15 protein-coding genes are annotated in these 14,197 nt (G+C 37.0%); 8 read left to right on the top strand and 7 right to left on the bottom strand.

Going from position 1 to position 14,197, the window contains the following annotated elements:
* Both pstC and ACIQXJ_RS04275 read right to left on the bottom strand, forming a co-directional pair.
* Complete coding sequence (gene pstC / locus ACIQXJ_RS04280) at nt 1-948, bottom strand: phosphate ABC transporter permease subunit PstC (protein ID WP_401010403.1); 948 nt, start codon at nt 946-948, stop codon at nt 1-3.
* Nucleotides 949-1,016: 68 nt separating this feature from the next.
* On the bottom strand, nt 1,017-1,994 hold the full coding sequence (locus ACIQXJ_RS04275; protein WP_401010405.1) for a PstS family phosphate ABC transporter substrate-binding protein: 978 nt from the start codon (nt 1,992-1,994) through the stop codon (nt 1,017-1,019).
* Nucleotides 1,995-2,226: 232 nt separating this feature from the next.
* Here ACIQXJ_RS04275 and ACIQXJ_RS04270 point away from each other — a divergent pair, with 232 nt between their 5' ends.
* Nucleotides 2,227-2,421 (top strand): hypothetical protein, encoded by a 195-nt coding sequence (locus ACIQXJ_RS04270; protein ID WP_403050028.1) that lies wholly within the window; start codon nt 2,227-2,229, stop codon nt 2,419-2,421.
* 91 nt (nt 2,422-2,512) lie between these two features.
* Here ACIQXJ_RS04270 and ACIQXJ_RS04265 read toward each other — a convergent pair whose 3' ends face one another.
* From ACIQXJ_RS04265 to ACIQXJ_RS04250, 4 genes are all read right to left on the bottom strand, one after another.
* Nucleotides 2,513-4,717, bottom strand: a complete 2,205-nt coding sequence (locus tag ACIQXJ_RS04265; RefSeq protein WP_403050025.1) for a peptidoglycan D,D-transpeptidase FtsI family protein — start codon at nt 4,715-4,717, stop codon at nt 2,513-2,515.
* A 566-nt stretch (nt 4,718-5,283) separates the two neighbouring features.
* Nucleotides 5,284-5,889, bottom strand: a complete 606-nt coding sequence (locus tag ACIQXJ_RS04260) for a superoxide dismutase (RefSeq protein WP_401010409.1) — start codon at nt 5,887-5,889, stop codon at nt 5,284-5,286.
* A gap of 195 nt (nt 5,890-6,084) precedes the next feature.
* Nucleotides 6,085-6,564, bottom strand: coding sequence for a DUF456 domain-containing protein (locus tag ACIQXJ_RS04255; protein WP_403050021.1), 480 nt, complete (start codon nt 6,562-6,564; stop codon nt 6,085-6,087).
* Between the two features lie 64 nt (nt 6,565-6,628).
* Entirely contained in the window at nt 6,629-8,260 is a 1,632-nt protein-coding gene (locus ACIQXJ_RS04250) for a Na/Pi cotransporter family protein (RefSeq protein ID WP_403050018.1), read from the bottom strand.
* A 194-nt stretch (nt 8,261-8,454) separates the two neighbouring features.
* Here ACIQXJ_RS04250 and ACIQXJ_RS04245 point away from each other — a divergent pair, with 194 nt between their 5' ends.
* The 4 genes from ACIQXJ_RS04245 (at nt 8,455) to ACIQXJ_RS04230 (ending at nt 11,159) form a co-directional block, all read left to right on the top strand.
* Nucleotides 8,455-8,964, top strand: coding sequence for a DUF1189 family protein (locus ACIQXJ_RS04245; RefSeq protein ID WP_403050015.1), 510 nt, complete (start codon nt 8,455-8,457; stop codon nt 8,962-8,964).
* 53 nt (nt 8,965-9,017) lie between these two features.
* The gene (locus ACIQXJ_RS04240; protein WP_403050012.1) at nt 9,018-9,362 is read left to right on the top strand and encodes a hypothetical protein; all 345 of its coding nucleotides are present in this window, start codon (nt 9,018-9,020) and stop codon (nt 9,360-9,362) included.
* A gap of 96 nt (nt 9,363-9,458) precedes the next feature.
* Nucleotides 9,459-10,574 (top strand): flavodoxin-dependent (E)-4-hydroxy-3-methylbut-2-enyl-diphosphate synthase, encoded by a 1,116-nt coding sequence (ispG, locus tag ACIQXJ_RS04235; protein ID WP_401010417.1) that lies wholly within the window; start codon nt 9,459-9,461, stop codon nt 10,572-10,574.
* 12 nt (nt 10,575-10,586) lie between these two features.
* Nucleotides 10,587-11,159: a 5' nucleotidase, NT5C type gene (locus ACIQXJ_RS04230; RefSeq protein ID WP_403050008.1), complete on the top strand. Its 573-nt coding sequence runs from the start codon at nt 10,587-10,589 to the stop codon at nt 11,157-11,159.
* A gap of 138 nt (nt 11,160-11,297) precedes the next feature.
* Here the strand turns inward: ACIQXJ_RS04230 and ACIQXJ_RS04225 are convergent, their stop codons facing one another.
* Complete coding sequence (locus ACIQXJ_RS04225) at nt 11,298-11,426, bottom strand: hypothetical protein (protein ID WP_255313805.1); 129 nt, start codon at nt 11,424-11,426, stop codon at nt 11,298-11,300.
* 198 nt (nt 11,427-11,624) lie between these two features.
* On the opposite strand from ACIQXJ_RS04225, the gene ACIQXJ_RS04220 reads away from it, so the two are divergent.
* The 3 genes from ACIQXJ_RS04220 (at nt 11,625) to ACIQXJ_RS04210 (ending at nt 14,074) form a co-directional block, all read left to right on the top strand.
* Nucleotides 11,625-12,110, top strand: coding sequence for a hypothetical protein (locus tag ACIQXJ_RS04220; protein ID WP_403054827.1), 486 nt, complete (start codon nt 11,625-11,627; stop codon nt 12,108-12,110).
* A gap of 184 nt (nt 12,111-12,294) precedes the next feature.
* Complete coding sequence (locus tag ACIQXJ_RS04215) at nt 12,295-12,714, top strand: MerR family transcriptional regulator (protein WP_403050005.1); 420 nt, start codon at nt 12,295-12,297, stop codon at nt 12,712-12,714.
* Between the two features lie 31 nt (nt 12,715-12,745).
* Nucleotides 12,746-14,074, top strand: a complete 1,329-nt coding sequence (locus ACIQXJ_RS04210; protein WP_403054825.1) for a hemolysin family protein — start codon at nt 12,746-12,748, stop codon at nt 14,072-14,074.
* The last annotated feature ends 123 nt before the right edge of the window (nt 14,075-14,197 follow it).

Raw genomic sequence — 14,197 nt, 5'->3', positions numbered from 1 at the left:
CTAGTAAACCTCCCTGAAGCGTTTCGAAATATAATGAGCAAGTAGATTCATTACTAAAGTAAAGATAAATAAAGTGAATCCAACTGAGTAAATCGAGTAATAAATCGTCGTTCCATAACCAGCATCACCAGTTGACACTTGTACAATATACGCTGTCATTGTTTGAATGGAATCTGTAACATCAAGATCAAATTTCGGTGTTGATCCCCCAGCAAGTGATACAATCATCGTTTCCCCAATTGCCCGGGAAATAGCCAGTACTACCGATGCTATAATCCCTGATAAAGCCGCTGGTAGCACGACTTTTATAGCAACTTCAAACTTCGTTGCACCTAGGGCTAACGCCCCCTCACGCATACTGTTTGGTACAGATGACATCGCGTCCTCTGATAGTGATGTAATCATTGGCAAAATCATAATGCCCACTACAATCCCTGGACTAAGTGCATTAAACAACTTAAGTTGTGGAATGATGCCTTGTAGCATTGGTGTTACAAACGTCAATGCAAAGAAACCATAGACGATTGTAGGTACACCTGCTAACACTTCTAATATTGGTTTAACTGTACGTCGTATTTTCTCACTTGCATATTCACTCAAATATATTGCTGAAGCAATCCCAAACGGTACAGCTACTGCTACTGCAATAAATGTGACTTTAAGTGTCCCTGCGATAAGTGGTAATATCCCAAACAAAGGCTCCTTGCCAGAAAACGGTAGCCACTGTGTACCAAATAGAAAATCCGTAATCGAAACACGTTTAAAGAATTCAAACGTTTCAAAAATAAGGGTGAAAACAATGCCAAATGTCGTCAAAATCGAGATAAGCGCTGCAGAAAATAATAAAGCTGGCATGGCTTTTTCCACTATTTTCTTAGTTTTATGATTGCGCGAATTTGCAATTAATTGTTGCACAGATGATGTCTTATTTTCTTTATGAGAAACCATTGGGTACTCCTTTCCATTAAGCAAGGGAAAGAGCATACGTCTCTTTCCCTCTATGCATGCATGTTTGCTTATTTTAAACCTTCTAAAGTTTTTAAGCCTTCAGCATATTTTTCGTCAGGTAGACTTACATAACCTACTGCCTCTGCCATATCCCCTGCATTTTCAAGTGTAAATTTGATGAAATCATATGCTGCAGCATTATCTTTAATTGCACTGTTTTTCACATATGTGAACAACGGACGGGAAAGTGGCGTATACTCCCCAGCTTCAATTGTGTCATGTGTTGGTTCAATGCCATTTACTTTCACAATGTTTAATTTATCTTTATTTTCTAAGTAGTAAGCGAAACCGAAGAAGCCAATAGCATTTTTGTCACCAGCAACACCTTGGACTAGCATATTATCATCCTCTGATAATGTTGCAGCACTTACTAGATCAGCACCATCTAAAACTACTTCATCAAAGTAATCATACGTACCTGAGTCAGTACCTGGTGAATAGAATACGATTTTCTCTGCTGGCCATGATGGGTCGATATCTGACCATTTTTTCTCTGTGCCATCTTCAGTCCAAATTTTCTTTAATTGATCTATCGTTAAATCCTTTGCCCAATCGTTATCAGGGTTCACCACTACCGATAAACCATCATATGCTAAAGCTAACTCAGTGTAAGCAATTCCTGCTTGCTCTAGTTTTTCTTTCTCTTCAGTTTTTATAAAACGAGATGCATTTGAAAAGTCTGTCTCACCTGCGATGAATTTTTCAAAGCCGCCACCAGTACCAGAAACACCTACCGATACTTTGACATCCGGTTGTGCACCTGCATACTCTTCAACAACTGCTTCAATGATTGGTGCTACTGTTGATGAACCATCACCAGCAACTGAACCTTGCAGTTTCTCGTCAGCAGCTTCTTGTCCTGAGTTCGCTGGTGCGTTCGTTTCTGCATTGTTACCATTTTGCGCTGAGTTGTCTCCACTACATGCACCTAGCATTAATGCTGAACCCATTACAGCTGTCATCGTTAAGTACTTCCACTTTTTCATCTCATTTGCCTCCGTCACTAACTTTTTTATTTGTTGTTTGCCTTACAATCTTTACTATAATGACTTATTGTTGAATTCGTATAAATCGTTCGTAAAAGACACGTAAAGGAATGTAATGCTTTGTAAAGGATTGTAAAAAATCATTTACAATAGCATTCTTACTTGCTTCCTTTAGGAAAAATGCTATAATAAGCATTTGTGTCAGGAAATACTATAAGAGGAGTTTGACTTTGTGATTAAGCATGCAAAAGTACAAAATGCCGATTACTTCAAAACATATTTAACACTTATCATGGATCATCGGGCGTTTTCTTTACAGGAGGCTATTGATTTTATGGTGTCATCTTATTTCTTTAATAATATAGAGCTCTATGGAAATAAACCAAAGCAGCAGTTTGAATTAGCCATTCAGCAACTTTCTGTATAGTAATCGCCGCTAGAAAACCAGCTGCGGAAATTATACGCTTTGACTATAAATAAAAAAACCGCTAGGCATTTAAAATGCGCTAGCGGTTTTTTTATTCTTGTTCATCCTCACCAATTTTATCATTTGTAATAGCAGGTAAAATTGGTTGCTCTACTTTATTATCTGTCACTTTTGTCGTGTCATATTTTTCTTTTAGCTCATAGTACTTATCTAAAGCACGTCTTGCAATAACGTTATTATTTGATAAATGTTGATCTAGGTTAGTAGTTGCCCATGGAATCACAACCGCATAGGCAATTTCAGGATTTTCATATGGCGCATAGCCAACATGCGTCAAATTAATCGTATTTGTACCATAACGTTCACGTAACGGTCCATAATACACAACTTCTGCTGTCCCCGTTTTACCGGCAGCTGTATACGGCGCATTTGCAAATGCTGATCGTGCAGTACCACGAGTGCCTGTATAAACACGACGCAATCCTTGTTTAACATAATTAATTTCATCATCAGTATTATCAATATGATTTAAAATTCTCGGTCCTACTTCTGTCACTAATTGCCCTAGCTGCTGACCATCTTTTGATGGATCACGCACTTCTTTCACGACATGGGGCTGTATACGATAGCCACCATTTGCTATTGTTGAAATGTATTGTGCTAGTTGTAGCGGTGTATACGTATCATACTGCCCAATTGCTAAGTCGAGTGTTTTACCACCCATCGTCGGACCTGAAGGACCTTCCACACCACTAAATTCATTTGGTAAATCAATACCTGTATTAACACCTAAGCCAAATTGTGCATAGGAATTACGCATATTCGGGAATGTTTGATCATTTAATCGTAATGGCATCATATAACTATACGGTGTGCCATTAATAAGCATTGCTGTTTTAAACATATAAACGTTAGATGATTGTTCAAGTGCACTTAAGCCGTCCATTGAAATATACCCATTACGGTTAAATATCGATTTTTTTACTGGTGTACCAAGTAAATGAATCGGTTCATCTCCCAATACTGTACTCGGCGTAATGGCCCCTAGTTTATAGCCTGTCAGCAACGTTGCTGCTTTTACTACAGATCCAGCTTCATATGCTGTTGTGAAAGAGCCGTATGCATAATCCACAACTACATTTTTACCAGTTTCCGAATCTTTTTCGATTTTTTTACCGACCATTGATAATACGTCACCAGTGTTCGGATCCATCATGACTAAGAAAGCACGGTCTAATAAACTAGAGCCAGACATCGCTTTTAATTTAAGCAGTTCTTCTTCTACAATTTTTTCATTAGCTGCCTGTAATTCACTATCAAATGTTAATACTAAATCTTTTCCAGGCTCGCCATCATATGTTGTAACGGTATCGACAACTTGCCCTTTTTTATTCGTAATATTTTTGACAACTGTTTTTTGCCCTTGTAAAAGTTCTTCATATTGCGCTTCAATATAACTTTCTCCTACGCGGTCATTACGTGAATAATCCCGTGCCAAATAATAATTCAGCTTATCTTTCGGAATCCCCTTCGTTGGAACAGTTGTGCGGCCTAGCACAGAAAGTGAAGATAGCTTGACACGCTTCCAATCTGTCGTTGTGTTGACTCCTGGCAACTCTGTTAAACGCTCAGAAACACGTGCAAATTCATCAGCTGTTACATTTTCACTTTTAATGATTTGTGGTGATAAATTATAGCCTGATACCATCTCTCGGTAAATTGCTAGTACTTCTAAATCATCATCAGTTAATTGTGCTAATTCTTCGTCGGTAATGCGCTCACGCACAACCTTATCAATCTCTGCATTTGCTTGACTTGTCGTAATATTTTCTTGGGTTTTAATTTTAGTTTGCTCTGCATCAGAAATTTTTGCGTATGCCGCATCATGATTTTTTAAAATCCAAAAATCATATTTATCACGTAGTGTAATACGGTCTATCGGCTGTTCAATCAGCTGCGCAAGCTTTTCAGCTATTGCTAGCATATCCTCAGTTTTTGTCGTCTGCATTTTCGTATATGTAATTGCATTTTCCGGTTGGTTATCAACTAAAATTCGCCCATAACGATCATACATCCTACCCCTTGGTACACTTGTATTAACAGGTACTTCCTCTGTCCGCTCTAAAATACGAACATAATCTTCCCCTTTTACAATTTGCATATAACCAAGCCTAAAAATTAACATCGAAAATACGATAAATATTGCAAAGAAAAGGACATTCATACGAAATGTTAAATTAGAGTGATGCTTTGCTTTAACACTCGCTGCGCGATTTTTCCCCGGTGCTTTGCGCATATGTATTACCCTCCTCATCTAATAACTGTTTAAATACACGATACCTAGTATACCATTCGATGTTAAGTCAGAAAAGCATACACTTGAATCAATTCCATAATTGTTGTTTTCCATTAAAGGAAAATATTGAAAAAATATAGAACAGGATTGTTTACACCATTATGCAACAGGCAAACGCTTTCCTTGGCGAGCATCGAGCACCTTCCTATGCTATGCTCAGTCCAGGCTTGCTTATCCCACTGGAATCTTTGACCTTCGCTCCATTAAAAATCGTTATTTTCCCTAGAAAAAATCCTTATGAAATTAACTCACTTTAAATTCCTTACTAATAGCTTCATTTATTTGACGGTACTTTGCAAGAAAAGTTTCCTTCAATATATATTGATTTCTTTAAAACAGTAAACGACTATAGTAAGTTTTCACTTGATGCGATAAATTCATTTAAAAAGGGCTATGCCCAGGTGATTTTTCACCCTTTGCATAGCCCTCTACTTGAAAATTAATTTTTATCGTTCCACTTTACTGACGTCAGCTTCGCAGAAACATCATTGTTTTCTCGCAAATGATTATTTTGCAGCTTGGAATTTAGCTTCTACTACATCCCAGTTTACTACGTTCCAGAAAGCACCAATATAATCTGGACGACGGTTTTGGTAGTTTAAGTAGTAAGCGTGCTCCCAAACATCTAATCCTAAGATTGGTGTTTTACCTTCCATAATTGGAGAGTCTTGATTTGGTGTAGATGTAACAGCTACTGAATCACCATCAACGATTAACCAAGCCCAACCTGAACCGAATCGAGTTGTTGCAGCTTTAGCAAACTCTTCTTTGAAAGCATCGAAAGAACCAAATTTAGCATCGATTGCTTTTGCTACTTCACCAACCGGAGTTTTTGAACCGCCTGGAGCGATTAATTCCCAGAATAGTGTGTGGTTAGCATGTCCGCCACCGTTGTTACGAACTGCAGTTTGTTTGTCAGCTGGAAGTGCGTCGATATTTGCGATTAAGTCATTAATGTCTTTTTCAGCAAATTGAGTTCCTTCTACTGCTGCGTTTAAATTTGTTACATAAGTATTGTGATGTTTAGAATGGTGAATCTCCATTGTTTTTGCATCAATATTTGGTTCTAATGCGTCATAAGCATAAGTTAATTGTGGTAATTCGTAAGCCATTTTTAAGTTCCTCCCTAAAATAAAGAAATAATTAGTACATCCTTAGATTATCAAAATTGGTCAAACCATTCAATGAAAAATACCTCAAATCAAAGATTTCAGCCTTTTGACCGAAAAAACAATCCAATCTCTATCATACCCACTTCTTTATTTTGTTAAACTTTATAATTACACCCACAAAAGTGCACGAACAAATTATATGGCAATAAAGAAAATGACAATCATCACAATTTGAATAACCGCTTTCGCTACCGTTGATGTTAAAAAGCCGATAAGGGAACCCACACCACTTTTTACTGCTTCCCCAACTGTTCTTCGCTCTACTAGAAGTTCCGCAATAACCGCTCCTAAAAATGGACCTACTAATATTCCTGCAACTGGAATAACAAATGGACCAATCAATAAGCCAATTGTACTTCCCCACATTCCTGCTTTTGAGCCGCCAAATTTTTTAATACCAAAAGCATTTGCAACCGTATCAGCACCAAATAGCAGGATAACAAATAATATTTCAATAGCCCAAAACCACCAGCTTAAATCGGCGAATGAGAAAAATAATCCATACAGTAAAAAACCACCGAGTAAAAATAAAACGCCAGGGATTATCGGATACACTAAACCTACAAATGAAATAATAAAGCAGGCAATTACTACGATCCAGCCAATGACTTCCATAAACATTCTCTCCTTTTGTCGTGCATTGCCTTTAATACGAAACATATTGCCAAAAGTTTCATACCTAATGGCGAATACCTAATATAGAATCTGCAATATTAACAGCATGATCCCCTATTCTCTCCAAGTTACTCACAATATCCGTATACACGATACCCGCAGCGCCACTACATTCATTAGTATTTAAGCGTGCGATATGCTTTTGTCTTAGTTTATCCTCCATATCATCAATTAAACTCTCGAGCTCTGTTACTTCTTGTGCCAAACTAAGACTAGCTGTATCAAGCGCTTCTATGCTTTTACGTACTGCCTCAATTGCGAGACTAAACATACCAATTAAATCTTGTCGGGCTGATTTACTTAAGCTTACTTCATGGTGATCTTTATATTGTAAAAGCTCTAATATATTTTCAAAATGATCGCCGATACGCTCAATATCACGTACATTTGTTAAAAGAGTATGGTGACGAACCGAATCAGCATGAGAAAGTGGCTGCTTTGAGACCATAACTAAATAATTTGTTATTTCTTTATCTAAGTGATTGAGTCCAACTTCCAATTGTAATACTGTCGGAATATGTGCAGATTCCCCAGTTTTCATATATAAAAATGTTTCTTCTAATCCCCTAAGTGCATGCTCGCCCATCCGCAAAACTTCCTCTTTTGCCTGGCCTAGCGCAATGGCAGGAGAAGAATCGATAAATGCTGGATCTAAATGCTTCGTCGTAACATCAATATTACCATCATTGCCAGGTAATAATTTAGTTACTAGCAACGACAACCCTGCAATAAATGGTAGCTGAATCATCATATTAAAAACATTAAACGAGCCATGTGCTACAGCAATTTGCATACGCGGCTCCAAGTGAAACAGACCACTAATCCACTGTACATAGTTTATAAATGGGGTAAAAAGCAACATAAAAATAACTGTCCCAATAACATTAAACAACACATGTGCTGCCGCAGCACGCTTTGCATAGATTGAAGCACCTAATGAAGCTAAAACAGCTGTAATCGTCGTCCCTATATTTTCACCAAATAAAATCGGTAGCGCACTATCTATGCCAATTAAATTCTCGGCATATAAGCCTTGAAGTACTCCGACTGTCGCTGTCGAGCTTTGTACGAGCAACGTAAAAATAGTGCCTAGAAATATGCCAATTACCGGCTGGTTACTTAGATGAATGGTTAATGATGCGAAATCCGCTAATTGATGCAGCGACTGCATACTTGCACTCATTAACTCTAGCCCTAAAAACAAACCACCAAAGCCGAATAAAATTTGCCCAATATGATGATAGATTGCTTTTTTAAAGAAAAACAAACATGCCGCACCAATCGCAAGTAGTGGATAAAAATAAATACCAATATTAATACCGATAATAAATGCGGTTATTGTTGTACCAATATTAGCCCCCATGATAACGCCAATAGCTTGACGAAGTGTTAAGAAGCCTGCACTTACTAGGCCAACAGTAATCACTGTTGTTGCTGAGCTTGACTGGATACAAACCGTTACGATTATACCAACTAACACACCCATTAGCGGATTTGTCGTAAATCGATTCAACCATTCTCGAAGTCTATCATCTGCCGATTTTTGTAAACCTTCCCCCATATATTTTATGGAAAATAAAAAGACCCCTAATCCGCCTAAAAATTGAAATAATATGCTTTGCCAATCGATTGTCAATGGTTTTCGCTCCAATTCCTACGTCTCTACTACTCTATTCCTAATCATTAAATGAAATTGTACAAAAAGTAAAGAAAACCTTTAACTTCTTTACACAATGTTAACATTTTAGCATCGTATTCTCAGATAAAGTTACTAATGTCCATATCTAGTCATTCCTGAACATGTTAGAATATCGTTTGGAGGAGATATAAATGAAACACTCACAATTATTTATCGATAGCTTAATACATCCTAAAAAACTAGCAGCCTATCGTTTACTACCTATTGGAAAAGTTATTCAATATACCTTTCTATTAATTACGATTGTTACAGTATTTTCTTTTGGGCGTTTTTCTGCTGATATGTCTACCAATACGATTGACATTAGCGGTATAACCGAATACATAGAACAAATAAAGTGGCTCTTATACCCTGTCACATTCATTATGTTGTTTGTAATGACAACAATGTTGATTTTTGGGCAAATTGCTCTCTATGCGTTAGCAGGATTATTTATTTTAAAAATCATGAAACGCCGAGGTGAATACCGCCATATTTGGCGTACAACAACATTCGCTATTACATGGGCCACTATTTTAAGTATGCTAGCAGAGTACATTCCAAATGCCGCTACGATTATCTCAATATTGTCATTACTTTTAACGATAACTCTATTAATTGTAGCCTTTACAAAATATCCAAAACAACCAATTTCAAAATAATAGGCATGATTCCCCTCTCTTCTCAATATAGTGTAGAAAAAGGAGGGGATTTTTTGCGTGCATTCTTATTAACCGTTGCAATCGTGCTTATCGCATTTGTCGTTAAAGTAGATTTAACAGAGGGAACATTATCTCTTGCTGCCTTCTATCCTAAAGAAAGTCAAAATGCATTTTGTGAAGACCAACGCGAACCTACCTACATCAGTGTACAAACGATTCAAGGCGATACGATACATAGCTTATTTGCACTACATCCTGCAAAAGTGCCGATGACCTTTCCTGAACGACTGGAGCTTTTTTATCAATTAAATCCACATTTACAAATACAAGCACTTGTACCAGGCGAAAATATTAAGCTTCCCCTCTCTTTTGAATTCGAAAATAAATGCGGAAAATGAAAAGTTAACGTTTCTTCCTTGTCCTTATTTTCTTACACTGATAAAATAAGTGTCAGTGACGGCTGAAAGTAGTGGCCCGAAAAGGAGAGAAAGTTAATGAGTGAAATTTGTCACCGTTCAAAAACACGTCCAGTACGTGTCGGTAATTTAACAATTGGTGGTAGTAATGAATTATTCATTCAAAGTATGTGTACAACAAAAACACATGATGTCGAAGCAACAGTAGCAGAAATTCTTCGACTTGAAGAAGCAGGCTGTCAAATCGTTCGCGTTGCAGTCCCAGATGAGCGTGCAGCTGATGCAATCGCAGAAATAAAGAAACGTATCCATATTCCATTAGTAGCTGATATTCACTTTGACTATAAATTAGCTTTAAAAGCAATTGAAAATGGTATTGATAAAGTTCGTATTAATCCAGGTAATATTGGGCGTAAAGAAAAAGTTGAAGCAGTTGTTACAGCAGCGAAAGCAAAAGGTATTCCTATTCGTATTGGCGTAAATGCTGGTTCACTAGAACGTCATATTCTTGAAAAATACGGCTATCCAACTGCAGATGGCATGGTAGAATCTGCATTACACCATATTAAAATTTTGGAAGACTTAGATTTCCACGATATTATTGTGTCAATGAAGGCATCAGACGTTAATTTAGCTATTGAAGCCTATGAAAAAGCTGCAAAAGCATTTGATTACCCTCTACATTTAGGTATTACAGAATCAGGTACACTTTTTGCAGGTACTGTAAAATCAGCTGCTGGGCTAGGCGCCATTTTGTCAAAAGGCATTGGTAATACTCTACGGATTTCTCTTTCTGCAGATCCTGTGGAGGAAGTGAAAGTTGCACGTGAGCTATTAAAATCATTTGGTTTAGCTTCTAATATGGCCACATTGATTTCTTGTCCTACATGTGGACGTATTGAAATCGATCTTATCTCTATCGCTAACGAAGTTGAGGAATACATTTCAAAATTGAATGTTCCTTTAAAAGTTGCTGTTCTAGGCTGTGCAGTAAATGGTCCTGGTGAAGCACGTGAAGCAGATATCGGTATCGCTGGTGCGCGTGGTGAGGGTCTCTTATTCATGAAAGGCAAAACGGTCCGTAAAGTGCCAGAAGAAACAATGGTAGAAGAGTTGAAAAAAGAAATCGATAAGCTAGCTGCTGAAATGGCAGAAAAACGTGCGGCTGAAGAAGCTGCAAAAGCGAACGCCTAAGGAGGTGCTTGCATGACAAAGCCTCGTTTTGGAATCGATATTGATGGAACAGTAACATGTCCGAGTACACTCATTCCTCACATCAATAAGCAGTACAATGTGAATATTACTCTGGATGATGTATGTGAATATGATTTTTTATCAGCTTTCCCGCATCCAGTAGATCGCACAGCATTCAACGCGTGGTTTAAGGAAAATGAGCCTTATATGTATGAAGTTTCTGAGGCTGCAAAAGATGCCAAAGACATTTTAAGTGCTTGGCAAAATACTTATGAGCTATATTTCATTTCTGCACGCGGTCAAAATGTATCTGATATTACGATGAACTGGTTTAAGTCACAGGCTATCCCTTTCGATCATATTGAACTTATAGGTAGCCATGATAAACTAGCTACAGCGAAAAAGCATAGTGTAGCAGCTTTCTTTGAAGATAAACATGATAATGCTGTGATGCTCGCTGAAGAATTAAAAATACCCGTGGTGTTATTCGACACACCATACAATCGACTTGCTGTACCTGACAATGTTGTGCGCGTTTACAATTGGCAAGAAGCAAATCAATTTATCACTAATTACTTTAAGTAATACTTATTAAAAAAATCTTAAATAAAAGAGTCGTGTTTCCTTTGTGAAACACGACTCTTTTCAGATTGTTACAATGCAGAACTTGTCTAAAAATCGCCCATGGCAATACAATGGGTGTACGAAGAAATTTTTTGTACTTTAAACTTCAAGAATCCCCCGTAACCAACGCTCCACAAAATTTTCAAAAGTTATCCCATAATTATCATATACTGCGTGATAAACAAAATATGTTCCTAAACGGTCGAGTATTTCATCATTAATTTTCATCCCAAAACGCTCCCCTTTCAAATGATAATTATTTAAAAATTCAGTCTATTAATTCTTACAATCAAGCATACTCTGGAAAAGGCAGTATCGTTGAAAAAACGTCACAATCTGCCTCTTACATACCCTTTCTTCATAATTTTCTTTTCGTTAATATAGTAGTAACAACTAGTGGAACTGGGGGTACTCCTTGTGAAATGGATGACAAAACTCGCTATTGTTACATGCCTTTCTGTCTTACTTGCTGGCTGTGGTGATAGACTAACTGAAATTAAAGATGCCTTTTCGGGCATTAACTCAGCAGCTGATGCAGCAGCTAGCGCAGTTAGCCAAGATGTGCATGCAATAAGAGCACTTACAATTAATTACAACGACGAATCCTTTACTATTAATGACCTATTTAAAACTATTTTACGTGACATACGCTGGGAATATGACGGCGAAAAAAACGAGCTTCATGTACAAGGCACTTGGCAAGCACCGTTATTCTCTGAACAAGCTTGGGATGATCATATGCAAAAACAGCTTGCTGAAACGGGTTTGGTAACTGTTATTTGTGTAATGCAGGACGATCAAATTGATAGCTCACAGACAGAAGTAACGCTTGTGTACAATCAAGAGAAGATACTACAATTAAGTGGTGATGATGCCCTACATCATCTATATGATACATATTTAAAAAAATAATTCTTATAGCTTTTCTGACGGTTATCGTTAAGAAAAGCTATTTTTATGTAGATTAACGCCATTTGCAAAACCTTACCTCTACAAATTCCCATGACACAAAGTAATCTTACAATTTAGAAATATTAAAGCTTATTATTTGAATGCTAGTAAACCATCACGTTATAATCAAAGTATCACGTGATGGTTGGGAGGTCATTGCATTGGGACAGAAAAACTAAAAATTGGTGAGCTTGCTCAAAAAACAGGCATTACAAAAAGAACAATCGATTATTATACAAATTTAGGCCTGTTGGAGGCAGAGCGTTCCGAGTCAAACTATCGCTATTACGACCCTGCCATGATTGATCGACTTTATTTTATTGAACAACGTAAACAAGAAGGGCTTTCACTAGTAGAAATACAAAACGCACTCAATATTACTAGTTATGAAGAAATCGATGTTCAAATGCTACGTTTAAAAATGCAAGATTTAGAACATGATGTATCATCTTTACTTGAACAAATGAACAATCAAGACAATAAAAATATCCAATCAATTAAAAAAAATGTTTCACCTGAAAGTATTGCACTTATGCAATCTTTATTATTACTTATTAATACCTAGGAGGTGACGTTCTGTTTTGCAGAACGACTATTTGGAGACCATACTGAATTTATCAATTTTCACGATATTATTAGCGTTAACCGCGTTTTTCGTCGCAACGGAATTTTCAATTGTTAAAATGCGTTCCTCTAGACTTGACCAATTAATCGCAGAGGGCAATAAAAATGCCATTCCCGCGAAGCATGTTGTCAATCACTTAGATGAATACCTATCCGCCTGTCAGCTCGGCATAACGATAACAGCACTTGGTATCGGGATGGTAGGAGAAAAAACCTTTGAATTTATGCTGCATCCATTATTTGAAATGATCGGAATTGCTGATAAGTATATACCGATTTTCACAATTGGTACCGCTTTCGCTATCGCTACTTTTTTACATGTTGTCGTCGGTGAATTGGCACCAAAAACAGCAGCTATCCAAAAGACGGAAAAAATTGCATTACTTTTTGCTAAACCGATTATCGCTTTCTATAAATTGATGTACCCATTCATTTGGTTTTTGAACGGATCAGCTCGTATTCTTCTAGGCTTTTTCGGCATGAAGCCAGCAAATGAGCACGAGATATCGCATACGGAAGAAGAATTGCGCTCATTGCTATCTGAAAGTTTTAAAAGCGGTGAAATTAACAAAACTGAGTTAAAATTCGTCAATAATGTCTTTGAATTTGACGAGCGTATTGCTCGTGAAATTATGGTTCCCCGAACTGAAATTGCAGGCATTGAAAAAAACGAAACCTTCACCAATATTATTCATTTTATCGCCGCTGAAAAATATACTCGCTACCCTATTTATGATGGTGACCGAGATAATATTTTAGGATTTATTAATGCAAAAGAGTTATTTACCCATGGTCTACTTGAACAATTAACGGATGATTCTTTTGTGCTTGAAGATTTTATTAACCCTGTTATTCGAGTAATAGAAACGACACCTATTCAACAATTACTTGGCCGCATGCAAAAGGAACGCATTCATATGGCCATTTTAATGGATGAATATGGTGGTACATGTGGACTTGTAACGGTTGAGGATATTTTAGAAGAAATCGTTGGAGAAATTCGTGATGAGTTTGACGATGATGAAGTTGCTGAAATTCGAAAAATTGGTGACAATCATTATATTTTGAATGCCAAAATGCTTGTTGAAGATGTAGAAAATTTACTACAAATTTCACTAGATACAGATGATGTAGAAACACTCGGTGGTTGGTTCTTAACCGTGAATAATGGCATTAGGGCTAGTAAAAACATCGAGCTGGAACAATATGTATTTAGCATTTATGAACAACACGGTCATCAGCTTCACTATATCGAAGTACGTCCGCTCCATAAAGCTGCCCCTGTTACAACAGAAAGTTAACTGGACAATTTCCCTTCGTTAGAAGCATCAAATGGCAATTAAAACTTAAGATAAATAAAGGCTATACTAATATTTCTATATACTTTTCAACCATTCCATTATTAGCCATATTTATATATAATG

This window comes from Lysinibacillus sp. NPDC097868, from assembly GCF_044761135.1.
Lineage (GTDB): Bacteria > Bacillota > Bacilli > Bacillales_A > Planococcaceae > Lysinibacillus.
This window is presented reverse-complemented; position numbering and strand designations above follow the sequence as displayed.

Excerpts from the sequence above, each read along its gene's own strand:
- pstC (WP_401010403.1), bottom strand. The coding sequence starts at position 948 with ATGGTTTCTCATAAAGAAAATAAGACATCATCTGTGCAACAATTAATT.
- ACIQXJ_RS04275 (WP_401010405.1), bottom strand. The coding sequence starts at position 1,994 with ATGAAAAAGTGGAAGTACTTAACGATGACAGCTGTAATGGGTTCAGCA.
- ACIQXJ_RS04265 (WP_403050025.1), bottom strand. The coding sequence starts at position 4,717 with ATGCGCAAAGCACCGGGGAAAAATCGCGCAGCGAGTGTTAAAGCAAAG.
- ACIQXJ_RS04260 (WP_401010409.1), bottom strand. The coding sequence starts at position 5,889 with ATGGCTTACGAATTACCACAATTAACTTATGCTTATGACGCATTAGAA.
- ACIQXJ_RS04255 (WP_403050021.1), bottom strand. The coding sequence starts at position 6,564 with ATGGAAGTCATTGGCTGGATCGTAGTAATTGCCTGCTTTATTATTTCA.
- ACIQXJ_RS04245 (WP_403050015.1), top strand. The coding sequence starts at position 8,455 with ATGAAACACTCACAATTATTTATCGATAGCTTAATACATCCTAAAAAA.
- ispG (WP_401010417.1), top strand. The coding sequence starts at position 9,459 with ATGAGTGAAATTTGTCACCGTTCAAAAACACGTCCAGTACGTGTCGGT.
- ACIQXJ_RS04230 (WP_403050008.1), top strand. The coding sequence starts at position 10,587 with ATGACAAAGCCTCGTTTTGGAATCGATATTGATGGAACAGTAACATGT.
- ACIQXJ_RS04225 (WP_255313805.1), bottom strand. The coding sequence starts at position 11,426 with ATGAAAATTAATGATGAAATACTCGACCGTTTAGGAACATATTTTGTT.
- ACIQXJ_RS04220 (WP_403054827.1), top strand. The coding sequence starts at position 11,625 with ATGACAAAACTCGCTATTGTTACATGCCTTTCTGTCTTACTTGCTGGC.